The 16,511-nt window shown below is 64.8% G+C and carries 14 protein-coding genes and 1 other RNA gene; 7 read left to right on the forward strand and 8 right to left on the reverse strand.

Going from position 1 to position 16,511, the window contains the following annotated elements; genetic code table 11:
• Positions 1-150 precede the first annotated feature (150 nt).
• A complete protein-coding gene (gene lolD, locus D3F03_RS05170; RefSeq protein ID WP_119108223.1) occupies positions 151-894 on the reverse strand; it encodes a lipoprotein-releasing ABC transporter ATP-binding protein LolD in 744 nt (247 codons plus the stop codon).
• Positions 887-2,143: a lipoprotein-releasing ABC transporter permease subunit gene (locus D3F03_RS05175; protein WP_119108224.1), complete on the reverse strand. Its 1,257-nt coding sequence runs from the start codon at positions 2,141-2,143 to the stop codon at positions 887-889. Before D3F03_RS05175 ends, lolD begins: the two co-directional genes overlap by 8 nt.
• Positions 2,144-2,441: 298 nt before the next feature.
• Here D3F03_RS05175 and D3F03_RS05180 point away from each other — a divergent pair, with 298 nt between their 5' ends.
• Positions 2,442-3,398 (forward strand): phosphoglycerate mutase, encoded by a 957-nt coding sequence (locus D3F03_RS05180; RefSeq protein WP_119108225.1) that lies wholly within the window; start codon positions 2,442-2,444, stop codon positions 3,396-3,398.
• Complete coding sequence (gene recJ, locus D3F03_RS05185; RefSeq protein ID WP_119108226.1) at positions 3,395-5,104, forward strand: single-stranded-DNA-specific exonuclease RecJ; 1,710 nt, start codon at positions 3,395-3,397, stop codon at positions 5,102-5,104. The genes D3F03_RS05180 and recJ overlap by 4 nt, the downstream gene beginning before the upstream one ends.
• Here recJ and D3F03_RS05190 read toward each other — a convergent pair.
• Positions 5,101-6,906: a methyl-accepting chemotaxis protein gene (locus D3F03_RS05190; RefSeq protein WP_119108227.1), complete on the reverse strand. Its 1,806-nt coding sequence runs from the start codon at positions 6,904-6,906 to the stop codon at positions 5,101-5,103. The genes recJ and D3F03_RS05190 overlap by 4 nt on opposite strands.
• Positions 6,907-7,057: 151 nt before the next feature.
• Here D3F03_RS05190 and D3F03_RS05195 point away from each other — a divergent pair, with 151 nt between their 5' ends.
• From D3F03_RS05195 to D3F03_RS05210, 4 genes are all read left to right on the forward strand, one after another.
• Positions 7,058-7,915: a 3',5'-nucleoside bisphosphate phosphatase gene (locus D3F03_RS05195; RefSeq protein ID WP_119108228.1), complete on the forward strand. Its 858-nt coding sequence runs from the start codon at positions 7,058-7,060 to the stop codon at positions 7,913-7,915.
• A gap of 22 nt (positions 7,916-7,937) precedes the next feature.
• Entirely contained in the window at positions 7,938-8,573 is a 636-nt protein-coding gene (locus tag D3F03_RS05200; protein ID WP_119108229.1) for an L-threonylcarbamoyladenylate synthase, read from the forward strand.
• A gap of 203 nt (positions 8,574-8,776) precedes the next feature.
• Entirely contained in the window at positions 8,777-9,454 is a 678-nt protein-coding gene (locus D3F03_RS05205) for a site-2 protease family protein (RefSeq protein WP_119108230.1), read from the forward strand.
• Positions 9,455-9,478: 24 nt separating this feature from the next.
• On the forward strand, positions 9,479-10,768 hold the full coding sequence (locus tag D3F03_RS05210) for a tryptophan--tRNA ligase (protein ID WP_119108231.1): 1,290 nt from the start codon (positions 9,479-9,481) through the stop codon (positions 10,766-10,768).
• A 53-nt stretch (positions 10,769-10,821) separates the two neighbouring features.
• Here D3F03_RS05210 and D3F03_RS17490 read toward each other — a convergent pair whose 3' ends face one another.
• From D3F03_RS17490 to ompA, 5 genes are all read right to left on the reverse strand, one after another.
• Complete coding sequence (locus D3F03_RS17490) at positions 10,822-10,944, reverse strand: hypothetical protein (protein ID WP_281271411.1); 123 nt, start codon at positions 10,942-10,944, stop codon at positions 10,822-10,824.
• Between the two features lie 156 nt (positions 10,945-11,100).
• Positions 11,101-11,487: a transfer-messenger RNA gene (ssrA, locus tag D3F03_RS05215) on the reverse strand.
• A gap of 7 nt (positions 11,488-11,494) precedes the next feature.
• Entirely contained in the window at positions 11,495-12,166 is a 672-nt protein-coding gene (locus D3F03_RS05220; RefSeq protein WP_119108232.1) for an HAD family hydrolase, read from the reverse strand.
• The gene (gene ubiG, locus D3F03_RS05225; RefSeq protein ID WP_119108233.1) at positions 12,159-12,878 is read right to left on the reverse strand and encodes a bifunctional 2-polyprenyl-6-hydroxyphenol methylase/3-demethylubiquinol 3-O-methyltransferase UbiG; all 720 of its coding nucleotides are present in this window, start codon (positions 12,876-12,878) and stop codon (positions 12,159-12,161) included. The genes D3F03_RS05220 and ubiG overlap by 8 nt, the downstream gene beginning before the upstream one ends.
• An 84-nt stretch (positions 12,879-12,962) precedes the next feature.
• Positions 12,963-13,598 (reverse strand): outer membrane protein OmpA, encoded by a 636-nt coding sequence (gene ompA / locus D3F03_RS05230; protein ID WP_119108234.1) that lies wholly within the window; start codon positions 13,596-13,598, stop codon positions 12,963-12,965.
• Positions 13,599-13,825: 227 nt separating this feature from the next.
• Here ompA and gyrA point away from each other — a divergent pair, with 227 nt between their 5' ends.
• Positions 13,826-16,471 (forward strand): DNA gyrase subunit A, encoded by a 2,646-nt coding sequence (gene gyrA / locus D3F03_RS05235; protein WP_119108235.1) that lies wholly within the window; start codon positions 13,826-13,828, stop codon positions 16,469-16,471.
• The last annotated feature ends 40 nt before the right edge of the window (positions 16,472-16,511 follow it).

A 16,511-nucleotide genomic window follows, 5' to 3' on the forward strand; every position in this document is an offset into this window, starting at 1 on the left:
AGTGTTGGGAGGCCAGGCAGCCCATTTTTCTGCTGCCCCGAGTTGGGTGAACGGATATCCTGGCCTGCGCGCTTTGGCTCACCACGGAAAAATGAGCGCTGCACCCTCAAGCGCCTTCCCCACCGTCCCCGCCTCTACGGGCCGAAGGATTCAATCCGAAGCGTCCTGAAGCCGTCCCGCCACCAGCCGCAGCACCCGGTCGCAGCGCGCCGCCAGGGTTTCGTCGTGCGTCACCAGGACAAAGGCCGTGCCCTGCTCGCGCGCCAGTTGCAGCATGTGCTGGAACACGCCCTCGGCGGTGCTGCGGTCGAGGTTGCCGGTGGGCTCGTCGGCCAGCACGCAGGCGGGGCGCGTGACCAAGGCACGCGCAATCGCCACGCGCTGTCGCTCGCCGCCCGAGAGCTCGGCCGGGCGGTGCTGCACGCGCTCGCTCAGCCCTACCTGGGCCAGCATCTGCGCGGCCTGGCGCGTGCATTCCTCGTACGGCAGGCGGCGAATACGCAGCGGCATGGCGACGTTGTCGAGCGCACTGAACTCGGGCAGCAAATGGTGGAACTGGTAGACGAAGCCCAGGTGCTGGTTGCGCAAAGCGCCCTGCTCGGCGGCAGAGCGCCGCGCCAGGTCCTGCCCTAGGAGCTGCACATTGCCGGACGTGGGCGCATCGAGCGCACCCATCAGGTGCAAGAGCGTGCTCTTGCCCGAGCCCGAGGCGCCCACGATCGCCAGCGTTTCGCCGGCGTACACATCAAGGTCCACACCTTGCAGCACGGTCACGTCCAGGCGCCCTTCGGTGAAGCGCTTGGTCAGGCCACGGGCTTGCAAGACAACATCATTTTTCAAGCCTTTTTTGCCTCCAGCGCTTGCCCCATATGCGTCAACAGCTATATTATTCATAGCGCAATGCCTCTGCAGGGTTGACGCGGCTGGCACGCCAGCTCGGGTACAGCGTGGCGACAAAGGCCAGCACCAGCGAGATCAGCGCGATCGGCACGATGTCGCTCTGCTGCGGGTCGCTCGGCATCTTGCTGATGAGGTAGATGTCCTTGGGCAAAAAGCTCGCGTGCAGCAGGTGCTCGATGGCCGGCACGATCACGTCGATGTTGAAGGCGATCCCCAGGCCCAGCAGCAGGCCGGCCAAGGTGCCGATCACGCCCACCATGGCGCCCTGCACGACAAAAATTCCCATGATGCTGCGCGGGCTCGCGCCGAGCGTGCGCAGGATGGCGATGTCCGCGCGCTTGTCCTGCACCGTCATCACCAGGGTGGAGACGAGGTTGAACGCCGCCACCGCGACGATGAGCGTGAGGATGATGAACATCATGCGTTTTTCGACCTGCACCGCCGCGAACCAGGTGCGGTTCTGCTGAGTCCAGTCGCGAATCAGGAGGTTGCCGCTGAGCGTGCCGGCCAGTTGCTGCGCCACATCGCGCGCCTGGTGCAGGTCGGTGAGGCGCAGGCGCACGCCGGTCGGGCCCTCCAGCCGGAAGATGCGCTCGGCATCCTCGATGTGCAGCAGCACCAGCGTCGAGTCGTACTCGTAGTGGCCCGAGTTGAAAGTGCCCGCCACGGTCACCTGTTTGAGGCGCGGCACCACGCCCGCTGGCGTCACCTGGCCGGACGGCACGATCAGCGTGACCAGATCGCCCACTTCCACGCCCAAGTCGCGCGCCAGCTCGACGCCCAGCACCACCTTGAACGAGCCCGGCGTCAGCTTCGCGATCGCCGCCGCGTTGGTGCTGGCAAGGTCCGTCACCTCGGCTTCGTGCGCCGGGTCGATGCCGCGCACCAGGGCGCCCTTCATGTCTTCGCCACGCGCCAGCAGCGCCTGGGAAGACACAAAGGGTGCCGCGCCAATCACCTGCGGATTGCGCCGCGCCTCCTGCATGGTGAGCTGGGGGTCGGCCATGGCCGCGCCGCCCGGGGCGAAGATTTCGATGTGCGAGACCACGCTGAGCATGCGGTCGCGCACCTCTTTCTGAAAGCCGTTCATCACCGAGAGCACGATGATCAGCGCCGCCACCCCGAGCGCAATGCCCAGCATGGACACACCCGAGATGAAGGAGATGAAGCCGTTGCGGCGCGTGGCACGGCCAGCACGCGTATAGCGCCAGCCGAGCGCCAGTTCGTAGAGCGTGCTATGCACTTTTACATACCCGCGAAAGCCGGGAAAAGGTCCGGCAACAAGACGCAGGACACGCCGCGGTATGGACACCGCAAGTGGCCTGCAACGCAGTGGCAGGGCCTTTTCCCGGCTTTCCCGAAGGGTTGGGCAGCCAGGCCAGCGCCCGCAGCGTTGCGCCGTTTGGCAAGGCGCGGGCCTTGCCTGCGCGTCGCGTCTTGCGCTCACTGGCCTGGCTGCCCAACGCGGGTATGTAAAAGTGCATAGCACGCTCTCGGATTTGCATGAGTGCGCGATTGTGCCCCGGCGCACAATTGCGGGCATGTCGGACACAACCCATTTGCTGCTGCCCTGGGCAGCCACCAGCTCACCGGGCAGCGCCCAGGCCTGGCAAGGCCTGGCGCTGCCGCAGCTCGAACGCCTGATCAGGCAACTCACCCCACTGGCTGCCGATGTGCAGGACGAAGAGTGCTTCTCGCCCCCGCACGAGCGCGCGCTCGGCCGCACGCTGGGCCTGGGCGACGCGGACGGGCGCATTGCCTTCGCCGCGCTGCACGCCGCACAGACCGGCTTGGCCAACGCCGCCAAGCCGGGCGACGGCTGGGCCTTTGTCACCCCCTGCCACTGGCAGGTGCGCACCGACCACGTCACGCTCTCGGACCCGGCCGGCCTGGACCTCGGCGACGAAGAATCGCGCGCGCTGCTGGCGCTGATGGCGCCCTGGTTCGCGCAAGACGGCATGGCCCTGCACTACGAGCAGCCGGGGCGCTGGCTGGCAAGCGGCCCGCTATTGGCCGAAGTGGCCACCGCCTCGCTCGACCGCGCGCTGCAGCGCGATGTGCGCGCCTGGCTGCCGCACGAAGCCGCCGCTGCACCCCTGCGCCGCCTGCACAGCGAAATGCAGATGCTGCTCTACACCCACGCACTGACCGACGCCCGCGAAGCACGCGGCCTGCCGCCGGTCAACGCCTTCTGGCTGCATGGGTCGGGCGCCCTGCCCGCGCAGCTCCCCGCCAGCCCACCCCCGCAAGTGGTGGAGTCGCTGCGCGGCCCCGCTCTGCGGGAGGATTGGGCTGCGTGGCGCAGCGCCTGGCAGGCGCTGGACGCTGGCGCCGTGGCACAACTGGCGGCGCGCGCGGCGCAAGGCCAGCCGGTGCAGATCACGCTGTGCGGCGAGCGCGGCGCGCTCTCGTGGCGCAGCGCACCGCGCAGCCTAGGGCAGAAAATTTCAAGCCTTTTTGGCCGCGAGCGCTTGTCCCAATTGCACGAGCAGCTATGAACATAGTAGCAAGGCAAGTGCCCCCACGCGCCGCCTGGGCGCTGGAGCAAGCGGGCGTGCACCCGCTGCTGGCACGCCTGTTTGCCGCCCGAGGCGTGCAGAGCCACGACGAGCTGGACGACGGCCTGGCGCGCCTGCTGCCGCCCGCCGGCCTCAAAGGCATCGCCGCCGCTGCCCGGCTGCTGGCCGACGCCATCGCCGCGCAGCAGCGCATCTGCATCGTCGCCGACTACGACTGCGACGGCGCCACCGCCTGCGCCGTGGCGCTGCGCGGCCTGCGTTTGCTGGGCGCAGAGCACGTGGACTACCTGGTGCCCGACCGTGTGGTGGACGGCTATGGCCTGACGGCGCCGATCGCCCGCCGCGTGAAGGAGCGTGGCGCGGACCTGCTCGTCACCGTGGACAACGGCATCGCCAGCGTCGAGGGCGTGGCCGAGGCCAAGGCGCTGGGGCTCGCGGTGCTGGTGACCGATCACCACCTGCCGGGTGCGCAATTGCCCGCCGCCGACGCCATCGTCAACCCCAACCAGCCGGGCTGCGGCTTCGAGAGCAAGGCCCTGGCCGGCGTGGGCGTGATGTTTTACGTGCTGCTGGCGCTGCGCAGCGAACTGCGCGCGCGCGGAACCTTCGACAAGGCCACACAGCCGCGCCTTGAGCCCCTGCTGCCCCTCGTCGCCCTGGGCACCGTGGCCGACGTGGTGCGGCTGGACGCCAACAACCGGCGCCTGGTCGCTCAGGGCTTGAAGCGCATCCGCACCGGCTACGCGAGCGCCGGCATCACCGCGCTGTTTGCGGCAGCCGGGCGCAAGATAGACGCTGCCACGAGCTTGGATTTTGGTTTTGCCCTTGGGCCGCGCATCAATGCGGCCGGGCGCCTGTCGGACATGTCACTGGGTATTGAATGCCTGCTGACGGACGACGCAGGCCACGCGGCGCAACTTGCCGCCCAGCTCGACGCCATCAACCGCGAGCGCCGCGACATCGAGGGCGGCATGCGCGAGCAAGCGCTGCTGATGGCCGAGAACCTGTTTGAAGAAGGGGCCGAACCCCCGCCCGCCGTCAGCGTGTTCGACGCCGATTTCCACGAGGGCGTGGTCGGCATCGTCGCCTCGCGCATCAAGGACAAGCTGCACCGCCCCACTTTCGTGTTCGCCACCAGCGGCGCGCCGGGCGCAGAGGGCGAGCTCAAGGGCTCGGGCCGCTCGATCGCCGGGTTTCATCTGCGCGACGCGCTGGACCTGGTCGCCAAGCGCCACCCTGGCGTGCTGCTCAAGTTCGGCGGCCACGCCATGGCGGCGGGCTGCACGCTGGCGGCCGGTCAGTTCGCGGTGTTCGAGCAGGCGCTGGCGCAGGTGGCGCGCGAATGGCTGGACGCGGCTGCGCTGACGCGCCGCATCGACACCGACGGCACGCTGGCGAGCGAATACTGCCGCGCCGATCTGGTGGACACGCTGCACCGCGAAGTCTGGGGCCAGGGCTTTGCGCCGCCCACCTTCAGCGAAGAAGTGGAGGTGCTGAGCCAGCGGCTGGTGGGCGAAAAACACCTCTCGCTCAAGCTGCGCCACCAGGGCCGGCCGGTGGACGGTATCTGGTTTGGCCACACCGACCCGCTGCCCGCCCGCGTGCTGCTGGCCTTTCGGCTCGACGTCAACGAGTGGAAAGGCGAGCGAAAAGTGCAGTTTCTGGTGGAGGGGGCGCAGGTCTAGAAGCTTTCCCAGTCGCCTTCTGCCACAGCCGCAGCTTGGCGCTTGGCGGGCGCAGCGATGCGGGCCGCAGGGACAACGGGTGCGCGGTATGCGCCGGTTGCGGTGCCTGTTTTGGTTTTTTCCGGCCCAGCAACCGCAGCCCGTGCAGCAGGCGCGGCGCCCAGCTTGCGCGGGGCCGGGGCAGCTCGCAAAGCAGCAGGTCGGGCCGGCGCCGGCGCACTGCGGTGCAGCGGTGCGCGGGCGGGCGTCAGCGCCACAGCGCCCACGTTGAACACCGACACCACACCGGTCAGGTGCTGGGCCTGGTCGCGCAGCGCCGTCGCCGCGGCGGTGGACTGCTCCACCAAAGCCGCGTTTTGCTGCGTCATCTGGTCGAGCTGGGTCACGGCCTGGTTCACCTGGGCAATGCCGTCGCGCTGCTCGGTGGACGATGCCGTGATCTCGCCAATCAAATCGCTCACACGGTGCACGCTGGCAACGATTTCCTCCATGCTCTGGCCGGCCTCGGTTACTTGGCGCGAGCCCGTTTCGACATTGGCGACCGAAGTGCCAATGAGCTGCTTGATCTCCTTGGCCGCCTCGGCGCTGCGCCCGGCCAGGCTGCGCACTTCGGACGCCACGACGGCAAAACCGCGCCCCTGCTCGCCCGCCCGGGCCGCCTCGACGGCGGCATTGAGCGCCAGGATGTTGGTCTGAAAGGCGATCCCATCGATGACGCCGATGATGTCGGCAATCTTGCGCGCGCTCTGGCTGATTTCCTCCATGCTGCTGACGACCTGCCCCACCACTTCGCCGCCGCGCGTGGCGGCCTTGGCGGCGTTGGCGGCCAGCTGATTGGCCTGGCGCGCCGTATCGGCGGACTGCGTGACGGTAGTGGTGAGCTGCTCCATGCTGGCCGCAGTCTGCTGCAAATTGGAGGCCGATTGCTCGGTACGGGCCGACAGGTCCTGGTTGCCAGTGGCGATCTCGGACGATGCCAGCGAGACCGCCTCGACACCGGTGCGCACGTCGCCCACCACACTGCGCAATTTCTCGGTCATGCCCGAGAGCGCGCGCAGCATGTGGCCGAATTCGTCCTTGCGCGTGGGGTGCAGTTCGCGCGTGAGGTCGCCAGCGGCAATGGCGTCGATCAGCTCCCCCGCCTGGGCCAGCGGCACGGTGATGGAGCGCACCAGCTTCCAGGCCAGCAGCAGGAAAACAGCCATCAGTACAGTGGCTGCCACCAACCCCTGGATGACGTAGGACGTACGCCGCGAAAGAGCCTCTGCCCGCACCGCAGCGCCATGCTGGCGCAGGGTCTCGACAAAGGCATCCTGGTCTTTGAGGTAGCCGGCGATCAGTGGCGCAAACTGATCATCGGCGAAGGCCTGCGTCGCCGCCACATCGCCCGCGCCCTTGAGATCCCAGGTCTTGGCGGTTGCCGCCAGCACCGCCTTGCGCGCGACAAGTACCTTGTCCACCGCCGCCTTTTCGTCCGGCGCAGTGGCCTCGGCAACGACCTTTTCCTGAAGCTTGTTGATGTCGCCAATGATGGCCTTGACCTTGGCGTTGTACTGCTCTGCCAGCACAGAGTCGGACGTCACCGCCGCACCCATGACCATGTTGACGGCAATTTCAGTGGCGCCGCGCCAGCGTACGGCGGTGGCGATCCGCTCGTCGATATGAACGACTTCGTCCATGGCGTTGGCCATGGAAGCGTTGGCGCGGTATTGCTGAACGCCAGAGATCACCAGCATGGCGAGCATCAGCGCCAAAAAGGCACCCCAGAGCTTGCGCGAGACACTGACATTGTCGAGTTGCATATTTTTTCCGAAAAACTGTCAAACCACCACTGTCGCACACAACAGGGGCCATAGATACATTCGTTCACATTTTAGCGAGCGAGGCGGCTGACGCTTGGGTTTACCCCTAGTGACCACCCGGCGAACACAAAACCGTAAGATGGTCGCAACTATGTACGCCAACGCCGACCTGCACTGCCACTCCGTCGTCTCTGACGGCACCCTCACGCCCGAGGTGCTGGCAGCGCGAGCGCACGCCAACGGCGTGGACCTGTGGGCCCTGACCGACCACGACGAAGTGGGCGGCCAGGCGCGCGCGCTTGCCGCCGCCCAGGCGCTGGGCATGGCCTATATCACCGGTGTCGAGATTTCCGTCACCTTTGCCGGCACCACGGTGCACATCGTCGGCCTGGGGTTCGATCCGACCGACCCGCAAATGGTGCAAGGCCTGGCCGCCACGCGCGGCGGGCGCCTGGAACGGGCGCGCGACATGGCCGGGCAACTGGCTGCGGTCGGCATTGCCGGTGCGTACGAGGGTGCGCTGCGCTATGTGGGCAACCCAGAACTGGTCTCGCGCACCCACTTCGCGCGCTTTCTGGTGGAAGCCGGCGTCTGCCGCGACACTTCCGAGGTGTTCCGCAAATACCTGGTCGAAGGCAAACCCGGCTACGTGCCCCACCGCTGGGCGGCCCTCGGCGACGCGGTGCGCTGGATCACCGAAGCGGGCGGCGTGGCCGTCATTGCGCACCCGGCGCGCTACCGCTTCACGCCCAACGAAGAATTCGCCCTGTTCTCTGAATTCCAGCAGCACGGCGGGCGCGGCGTCGAGGTCGTCACCGGCAGCCATTCCGCCAGCGAGGCCGTGCGCTATGCTGACTTGGCGCGCGAACTCGGCCTGGCGGCATCGCGCGGCAGCGACTTCCACAGCCCCGACGAATCCCACACCGATCTGGGTATCCTGCCCCCCTTGCCGGCGGACCTGACGCCCGCCTGGGATCTGGTGGCGGCGCACATCCACCCAGGCCGCTGAAGCCCTTTCCCCATCCAGCCCCATGGCCCTGTATTTCGAAGTCCATCCCGACAACCCGCAGCCCCGTTTGATCAAACAGGCGGCCGCCCTGCTGCAGCAAGGCGGCGTGCTGGCAGTTCCCACCGATTCCAGCTATGCCCTGGTCTGCCAGCTGGACGACAAGGCCGCCGTGGACCGCCTGCGCCGCATCCGCGGCGTGGACGACAAGCACCATCTGACGCTGTTGTGCCGCGACCTCTCGGAGCTGGCCAGCTACGCACGTGTGGACAACCGCCAGTACCGGCTGCTCAAGCTGGGCACGCCGGGGCCGTACACCTTCATCCTCGACGCCACCAAGGAAGTGCCGCGCCGCGTCAGCCACCCCAGCCGCAAGACGATTGGTCTGCGCGTGCCCGAAGGCGCGGCACTGCAGGCGCTGCTGGAGCTGCACGGCGGGCCGCTGCTGGGCACCACCCTGATCGCACCGGGCGAGACGCAATCCATGAACGACGCCGAGGAAATCCTGGCCCGCTTTGACAAGCTGATCGACGGCGTGATTGACGCGGGTGCCTGCCCGTCGCAGCCCACCACGGTGCTGGACCTGACGCCCATGGAGCGCGGTGGCGACCCCGAAGTGGTCCGCGAGGGGCGCGGCAAGCTGGCAGCGCTTGGGCTCTGAATTTTATAAAAATAGGCCTCTAGCGCTTATCCCATAAGCGCTTCAAGCTATTCATAAGATAGCAAAAAAACACCATCTGGCGCTACCAAATCGCGTCCCTGGCCACACTTTGGGGTGTGCGCAGCGCGCAATGCGCGGCATAAGAACGTATTTGCGATCTCCCAGGGGCCTCCTGCGAGATCGTAAACACGTTCTAAGGGACAATGTGGCTGGTGAACTTTTCCAACACCCTCCAGACCGTCCTCATCTACGCACTGCCAGTGCTTTTCGCCATCACGGTGCACGAGGCTGCCCACGGCTATGTGGCGCGGCACTTTGGCGACCCTACGGCGACGCGCCTGGGGCGCGTCACGCTCAATCCCTTCACGCACATTGATCCGGTCGGCACCATCCTGATGCCGCTGATCCTGTACTTCGCCACCTCGGGCGCCTTTCTGTTTGGCTACGCCAAGCCGGTGCCGGTGAATTTCGGCGCGCTGCGCAACCCCAAGCGCGACATGATCTGGGTGGCACTGGCGGGACCGGTGTCGAACTTCATCCAGGCCATTTTGTGGGCCCTGCTGCTGGTGGCATTGGTGGCCATGGGCGTGAACGAACGGTTCTTCATGGAAATGGCGCGTGCCGGCGTCCTGGTCAACCTCGTGATGTGGGCCTTCAACCTGTTTCCGCTGCCACCGCTCGATGGTGGGCGGGTTCTGGTGGGGCTGCTCCCCTGGAAGCAGGCACAAATGGTGTCGCGGGTCGAGCCCTGGGGCTTCTTCATCGTCATGGCGCTGGTGCTCGCTGGCGTCGTCGGCACGCTGTGGCTGACCCCGCTGATGTCGCTGGGCTACGCTGCCATCAACCTGCTGCTGTCGCCTCTCGTCGCCCTGCTGGGCTGAGCCTTTTTTGATTTTGATTTCGTCATGAGCACCACCCGTTTTCTCACCGGCATCACGACCACCGGCACACCGCACCTGGGCAATTTTGTTGGCTCGATCCGCCCGTCCGTCGCGGCCAGTCTGCGCCCCGGCGTGCAAAGTTTTTACTTTCTGGCCGACTACCACGCGCTCATCAAATGCGAAGACCCGGCGCGCATTCAGCGCTCGACGCTGGAGATCGCCGCAAGTTGGCTGGCTGCCGGGCTCAATCCTGAGAAAGTGATTTTTTATCGCCAGTCGGACATCCCCGAAATCCCCGAGCTGACCTGGCTGCTGACCTGCGTGACCGGCAAGGGCCTGCTCAACCGCGCCCACGCCTACAAGGCCAGCGTGGACAAGAACCACGAAGCCGGCCGCGAGAGCGACGACGGCGTGACCGCCGGTCTCTTCATGTACCCGGTGCTGATGGCCGCCGACATTTTGATGTTCAAGGCGCACAAGGTGCCCGTGGGGCGCGACCAGGTGCAGCATATCGAGATGGCGCGCGACATGGGCGCGAGCTTCAACCACCTCTACGGCGAGCATTTCGTGCTGCCCGAGGCCGCCATTGACGAGCACGTCGCCACCCTGCCCGGCCTGGATGGCCGCAAGATGAGCAAGAGCTACGACAACACGATTCCGCTATTTGCCAGCAAGGCGCAGCTGCAAAAGCTGATCCAGGGCATCGTCACCGACTCGCGTGCGCCCGGGGAGCCCAAGGACACCGAGGGCTCGGCCCTGTTCCAAATCTACCAGGCCTTCTCCACGCCCGACGAAACCGCCGCGCTGCGCCAGCAGTACGCCGATGGCATTGCCTGGGGCGAGGCCAAGGCCATGCTGCTCGAGCGCGTGGATTCGGTGGTGGCCCCGATGCGCGCCCAGTACGAGGCCCTGATGGCCGACCCGGCCCGCATCGAAGCCACGCTGCTGGCCGGCGCCGAGCGTGCCCGTGCACTGGCCACGCCCTTCCTGCGCGAACTGCGCAACGCCGTGGGTTTGCGCAGCCTGGCACAGGCCAGCACGGCGGCCAAAGCCGCCAAAGTCGCCAAAATCGCCCTGCCCTCCTTCAAGCAGTACCGCGAGCAGGATGGCAAGTTCTATTTCAAGCTGGTGGACGCCGATGGGCGTTTGCTGCTGCAAAGCCTGGCGTTTGATGCCCCCAAGGAGGCGGGCGCCGCCATTGGGCAGTTGCAAAAGGACCCCGCCGCTCTGGGTCAGCTTGCGAGCCGGCTGGACCCGCTCCCCGGAGTGACCGAGCAGGACGTAGCTGCGGCCCTGGCGCTGCTGCGGGAGTAGCTTCGTTTTTTATAGCTGCCAACGCAAGCCCAATAAGCGCTAGGAGCCAAAAATCATCCGAATTTCCGGCCTTCCATCTCACAGCCGACAGCGTCTGCAATTTTCTCGGGGCTGAGGGAGAGTTGGTCGCGCAGCTTCATGCGCCTGACCTTGCCAATCATGTCCATGGTGATCACCTCGTATCCTCGCTGAAAGTATCAGCAGGCCCGTGGAACACCCTGGTCATTGTGGATCGGCACTGTGCGGTCTAGCAGGTCAGTTCTGCAACGGCACCAACACTGGGGAGAAAGGGCGAAAAAAAACCAACCGGGAACGGTTGGTTTTTTGAATAGTGGTGGAGCTGGCGGGAATTGAACCCGCGTCCGCAAGCCTTTACCGGGCAGATCTACATGTTTAGCGGTCTGATTTAAGTCTCGCCACCGGCATCGCGCAGTCGCACGCTCTACCGGCCGCCAGCACCCTATTGTCTCGCCCCAACCCAAGGTACCCGGATCAGGACCAGCCCATGTAATTATCCTTGCAGCCGGGAGGCAGCGATTGCTCGATACCCCCTTGCCCAGCCCATCGGCCAACTGTTGCAAGGCTCACTGGCAATTAAGCAGCGAGTGCGAAACGTTCGTCGTTTGCAGTTAGTTTTTTGAATGCAGATTTACGAGCGCCAATCAAGCTCGACATGCACCACGCCGATTCCGAACCCACGTCGAAACCAGGGCAGCCCCAAGCCCCCTATATTAAGCGGGAAGACAGGAATTGCAAGAGTTGCGCAGGCGAATTAATTTCTGCGTCGGCACCCCAGGCCCTGACCGATGCAGTGGCGCCAAGATAGCCATAGTTGGCGGCCACGGTGGGCATGCCTGCTGCCCGTCCTGCCACGATGTCGCGCTCGTCGTCCCCCACATAAATACACTGGCCTGGAGCGACCCTCAGGCGCCGCGCAGCCTCGAACAGGGGCTCTGGATGCGGCTTCGCGTGCAGCGTGGTGTCGCCGCTGATGGCGACAGCACAGTTCGCGAAAACCGGCAGGGTGCGCAGCAGCGGCTCGGTGAAACGCGCCGCCTTGTTGGTCACAATACCCCAAAGAAAGCCACGCGCCGTGAGGGTAGCCAGCAGTTCGACCACCTCGTCGAATGCCGCCGTATGGTTGAACATGCACGCCGTGTAATTGGCAAAGAACTCTTCGCGCAGCAAGTCAAAGTCTGGATCTCCGGGCCCAATGCCAAACGCCACACCCAGCATGCCGCGTGCGCCGGCGCCTGCCATGGCACGGTAATCAGCAAGCGGCAGCGGCTCCAGGCCACGGTCGGTACGCATCTTGTCGGCAGCATGGCCAAGGTCGGTAGCGCTATCGATGAGCGTTCCGTCCAGATCAAACAGAACGGCGCGAACACCTTCAAACATTGGCGAGCGGTCGCTGCGCCGCAATCAGGTAGTTCACGCTGGTATTTTCGCTGAGCCAATAGCGCCCGGTGAGCGGGTTGTGCTCCAGTCCCCTCGTATGGGCAATGTCCAAACCAGCGTCGCGGCAGCTTTTTGCCAGCTCACTGGGGCGGATCAGACGCGCATATTCATGGGTACCACGGGGCAACAGCTTCAGCAGGTATTCGGCCCCCAGAATGGCAAATGCAAACGCCTTGGCGTTGCGGTTGATGGTGGAGAAAAACACCCAACCACCTGGCCGCACCAATTGGGCACAAGCACGGACAATGGAGTCCGGGTCAGGGACATGCTCCAGCATTTCCATGCAGGTGACGGTGTCGAAGCCCGCCGGCTGCTCCTGCGCCAGGGCCTCGGCGCTGATCTCCCGGTAGCTTACGCGGGGGGTCTCAGCTTCCAGAGCGTGCAACTGGGCGACTTTGAGGGACTTGGTAGCCAGGTCAATGCCCAGCACCTGGGCACCCTTGCGCGCCATGGCGTCCGCGAGAATGCCACCACCGCACCCGACATCAAGCACCTGCTTGCCCGAAAGGGGGGCGATGGAATCGATCCACGCCAGGCGCAAGGGGTTTATTTCGTGCAGCGGACGAAACTCGCTGTCCTTGTCCCACCAGCGATGGGCGAGATCGGAAAACTTGGCCAGTTCGGCAGGATCAACGTTGGTGGCATTCGTCATTTCAGCGATCGATGGCAAAAGCATGGAAGCAAAAAACCATGAAAAAAGCCCCGTTTCCGGGGCTTTTTTATCAGCAATCAAAGATTACTGGGCAGCGCGGGTACCGACCACTTCGATCTCTACGCGGCGGTTCTTGGCGCGACCTTCTTTGGTCTTGTTATCGGCCACAGGCTGCTTCTCGCCCTTGCCTTCGGTGTAGACACGGCTCTTTTCGATACCCTTGGACACCAGATAGGCCTTGACGGCTTCAGCGCGGCGAACCGACAGCTTCTGGTTGTAGGCGTCGGTACCGATAGAGTCGGTGTGGCCCACGGCAATGATCACTTCAAGGTTGATGCCTTGAACCTTGGAAACCAGATCATTGAGCTTGGCCTTGCCTGCGGGCTTCAAAACCGACTTGTCAAAGTCGAAGAAGGCATCGGCAGCATAGGTGACCTTGCTCGAAGTAGCCACTGCGGGGGCAGGAGCGGGAGCAGGAGCGGGAGCAGCTGCAGGTGCCGGTGCCGGTGCAGCGGCTACGGGAGCAGCCAGAGCGCCGTCGCAGCCAGGAGCTGCCGTAGCAGGGGTCCAGTTGGCATCGCGCCAGCACAGTTCGTTGGTGCCGTTCTTCCAGACCAGTTCATTGGTACCGTTTTTCCAGTTATCAACAGTCTGGGCACCAGCGGCGGTAGCAAGCGCTGCAGAGGCCAACAACATCGCCACTTTGTTCAGTTTATTCATGGTTCTCCTCTTGGGGGCAAAGGCCGCAGCAGCGCTGCGAATCAAGGACGTTATTCGGTGACCACCACCAAAAACGTTGACCGAATTGTGCCATACGTAACAGGGGAGAGTGGCCCCACATACCGCTCAGACCGTAGGACAAAAGCGCTTGAAAGCTTAAACGTTGCTCTACAGCTACAAAGCCTTGCGCCTAAAATGCCCGATTCCGGCCGTTTTGTACCTTATCCATGACCCAGTTCGCCAAAGAAACTCTCCCGATCAGCCTCGAAGAGGAAATGCGGCGCAGCTATCTGGATTACGCCATGAGCGTGATCGTGGGACGGGCGCTTCCCGATGCGCGAGACGGCCTCAAACCCGTGCATCGGCGCGTGCTGTTCGCCATGCACGAGCTCAACAACGACTGGAATCGGCCCTACAAGAAATCTGCCCGCATCGTCGGCGACGTGATCGGCAAATACCACCCGCACGGCGACAGCGCGGTGTACGACACCATCGTTCGCATGGCGCAGGATTTTTCCCTGCGCCATATGCTGGTGGACGGCCAGGGCAACTTCGGCTCGGTGGACGGCGACAACGCCGCCGCCATGCGGTACACGGAAATCCGCCTGGCCAAGATTGCCCACGAGATGCTGGGCGACATCGACAAGGAAACCGTCGATTTCGGCCCAAACTACGACGGCAGCGAGAAAGAACCCCTGGTGCTGCCGAGCAAGCTGCCCAACTTGCTGGTCAATGGCTCGTCGGGCATTGCCGTGGGTATGGCGACCAATATTCCGCCGCACAACCTGAACGAAGTGGTGGACGCCTGCCTGCACCTGCTGCACCACCCGGAGGCCTCGATCGACGACCTGATGGAGATCATCCCGGCACCTGATTTCCCTACCGCCGGCATCATTTACGGCATCAACGGCGTCAAGGACGGCTACCGCACCGGGCGCGGCAAGGTGGTGATGCGCGCTCGCTGCCACTTTGAAGACATCGACCGGGGCCAGCGCCAGTCCATCATCGTGGATGAGCTGCCCTACCAGGTCAACAAGAAGACGCTGCAGGAGCGCATGGCCGAGCTGGTGCACGAGAAGAAGATTGAAGGCATCAGCCACATCCAGGACGAATCCGACAAATCGGGCATGCGCCTGGTGATCGAGCTCAAGCGCGGCGAAGTCCCCGAGGTGGTGCTGAACAACCTGTACAAGCAGACGCAGCTGCAGGACACCTTTGGCATGAACATGGTGGCGCTGATCGACGGCCAGCCGCGCTTGTGCAATCTCAAGGACCTGGTCAGCGTCTTCTTGCAGCACCGCCGCGAGGTGGTCACCCGGCGCACGGTGTTCGAACTGCGCAAGGCGCGCGACCGCGGCCATGTGCTGGAAGGCCTGGCCGTGGCGCTGGCCAACATCGACGATTTCATTGCCATCATTCGCAGCGCCCCCACGCCACCGGTGGCCAAAACCGAACTGATGGCGCGCTCCTGGGACAGTAAGCTGGTGCGCGAAATGCTCACCCGCACGCGCACCGATGGCGGTGTCATCAATGCCGACGACTACCGTCCCGAGGGGCTGGACCGCGAGTTCGGCATGGGCCAGGACGGCCTGTACCGCCTGTCGGACACCCAGGCGCAGGAAATTTTGCAAATGCGCCTGCAGCGCCTCACCGGGCTGGAGCAGGACAAGATCGTTGCCGAGTACAAGGAGATCATGGCGGTCATCGAAGACCTGCTGGACATCCTGGCCACGCCCGAGCGCGTCTCGGCCATCATCGGCGACGAACTGACGGCCATCAAGCAGGAGTTCGGTCAAAGCAAGCTCGGCGCGCGCCGCAGCCTGGTCGAATACAGCGCGCAAGACCTGTCCACCGAAGACCTGATCACCCCCACCGACATGGTGGTCACGCTCAGCCACACGGGCTACATCAAGAGCCAGCCGCTCTCGGAATACCGCGCACAAAAGCGCGGCGGGCGCGGCAAACAGGCCACGGCGACCAAGGAAGACGACTGGATCGACCAGCTTTTCATCGCCAACACGCACGACTACATCCTGTGCTTCTCCAACCGCGGCCGCCTGTACTGGCTCAAGGTCTGGGAGGTTCCCGCAGGCTCGCGTGGCTCCCGCGGCCGGCCCATCGTCAACATGTTCCCGCTGGCCGAGGGCGAGAAGATCAACGTCGTGCTGCCGCTCACCGGCACCATGCGCACCTTCCCTGCTGACCACTATGTGTTCATGGCAACCAGCATGGGAACGGTCAAGAAAACCGCGCTCGACGATTTCTCCAACCCCCGCAAGGGCGGCATCATTGCCGTCAACCTCGACGAGGGCGACTACCTCATTGGCGCCGCGCTGACCGACGGCCAGCACGACGTTATGCTGTTCTCTGATGGCGGCAAGGCGGTGCGCTTCGACGAGAACGATGTCCGCCCCTTGGGTCGCCAGGCACGTGGCGTGCGCGGCATGACGCTCGAAGAAGGCCAGAGCGTGATTGCCATGCTGGTCGCCGAAGACGAGACGCAAAGCGTGCTGACCGCCACCGAGAACGGCTACGGCAAGCGCACCGGCATTACCGAGTACACGCGCCACGGCCGTGGCACCAAGGGCATGATCGCCATCTCGCAAAGCGAGCGCAATGGCAAGGTCGTCGCCGCCACACTGGTGCGGGGGCACGACGAAATCATGCTCATCACCGACAAGGGCGTGCTGGTGCGCACCCGCGTCAGCGAAATCCGCGAACTGGGCCGGGCGACGCAGGGCGTCACACTGATCGCCCTGGACGAAGGCGCCCAACTCATCGGCCTGCAACGCATCGTGGAAAACGACGCCCAAGGCGCTGATGGTGCAGACGGTGATGCACCGGGGACAGAGCCCGAAGCAGGAGCGGAGTAACGCAGGGCCGCCAGCCCTCGTTTCGACATTTCACTTATTG

This window comes from Simplicispira hankyongi, assembly GCF_003570885.1.
Classification (GTDB): Bacteria; Pseudomonadota; Gammaproteobacteria; order Burkholderiales; family Burkholderiaceae_C; genus Simplicispira; species Simplicispira hankyongi.

Coding starts and splice junctions, on each gene's coding strand:
- lolD (WP_119108223.1), bottom strand. CDS start 894: ATGAATAATATAGCTGTTGACGCATATGGGGCAAGCGCTGGAGGCAAA.
- D3F03_RS05180 (WP_119108225.1), top strand. CDS start 2,442: ATGTCGGACACAACCCATTTGCTGCTGCCCTGGGCAGCCACCAGCTCA.
- recJ (WP_119108226.1), top strand. CDS start 3,395: ATGAACATAGTAGCAAGGCAAGTGCCCCCACGCGCCGCCTGGGCGCTG.
- D3F03_RS05190 (WP_119108227.1), bottom strand. CDS start 6,906: ATGCAACTCGACAATGTCAGTGTCTCGCGCAAGCTCTGGGGTGCCTTT.
- D3F03_RS05195 (WP_119108228.1), top strand. CDS start 7,058: ATGTACGCCAACGCCGACCTGCACTGCCACTCCGTCGTCTCTGACGGC.
- D3F03_RS05200 (WP_119108229.1), top strand. CDS start 7,938: ATGGCCCTGTATTTCGAAGTCCATCCCGACAACCCGCAGCCCCGTTTG.
- D3F03_RS05205 (WP_119108230.1), top strand. CDS start 8,777: ATGTGGCTGGTGAACTTTTCCAACACCCTCCAGACCGTCCTCATCTAC.
- D3F03_RS05210 (WP_119108231.1), top strand. CDS start 9,479: ATGAGCACCACCCGTTTTCTCACCGGCATCACGACCACCGGCACACCG.
- D3F03_RS05220 (WP_119108232.1), bottom strand. CDS start 12,166: ATGTTTGAAGGTGTTCGCGCCGTTCTGTTTGATCTGGACGGAACGCTC.
- ubiG (WP_119108233.1), bottom strand. CDS start 12,878: ATGACGAATGCCACCAACGTTGATCCTGCCGAACTGGCCAAGTTTTCC.
- ompA (WP_119108234.1), bottom strand. CDS start 13,598: ATGAATAAACTGAACAAAGTGGCGATGTTGTTGGCCTCTGCAGCGCTT.
- gyrA (WP_119108235.1), top strand. CDS start 13,826: ATGACCCAGTTCGCCAAAGAAACTCTCCCGATCAGCCTCGAAGAGGAA.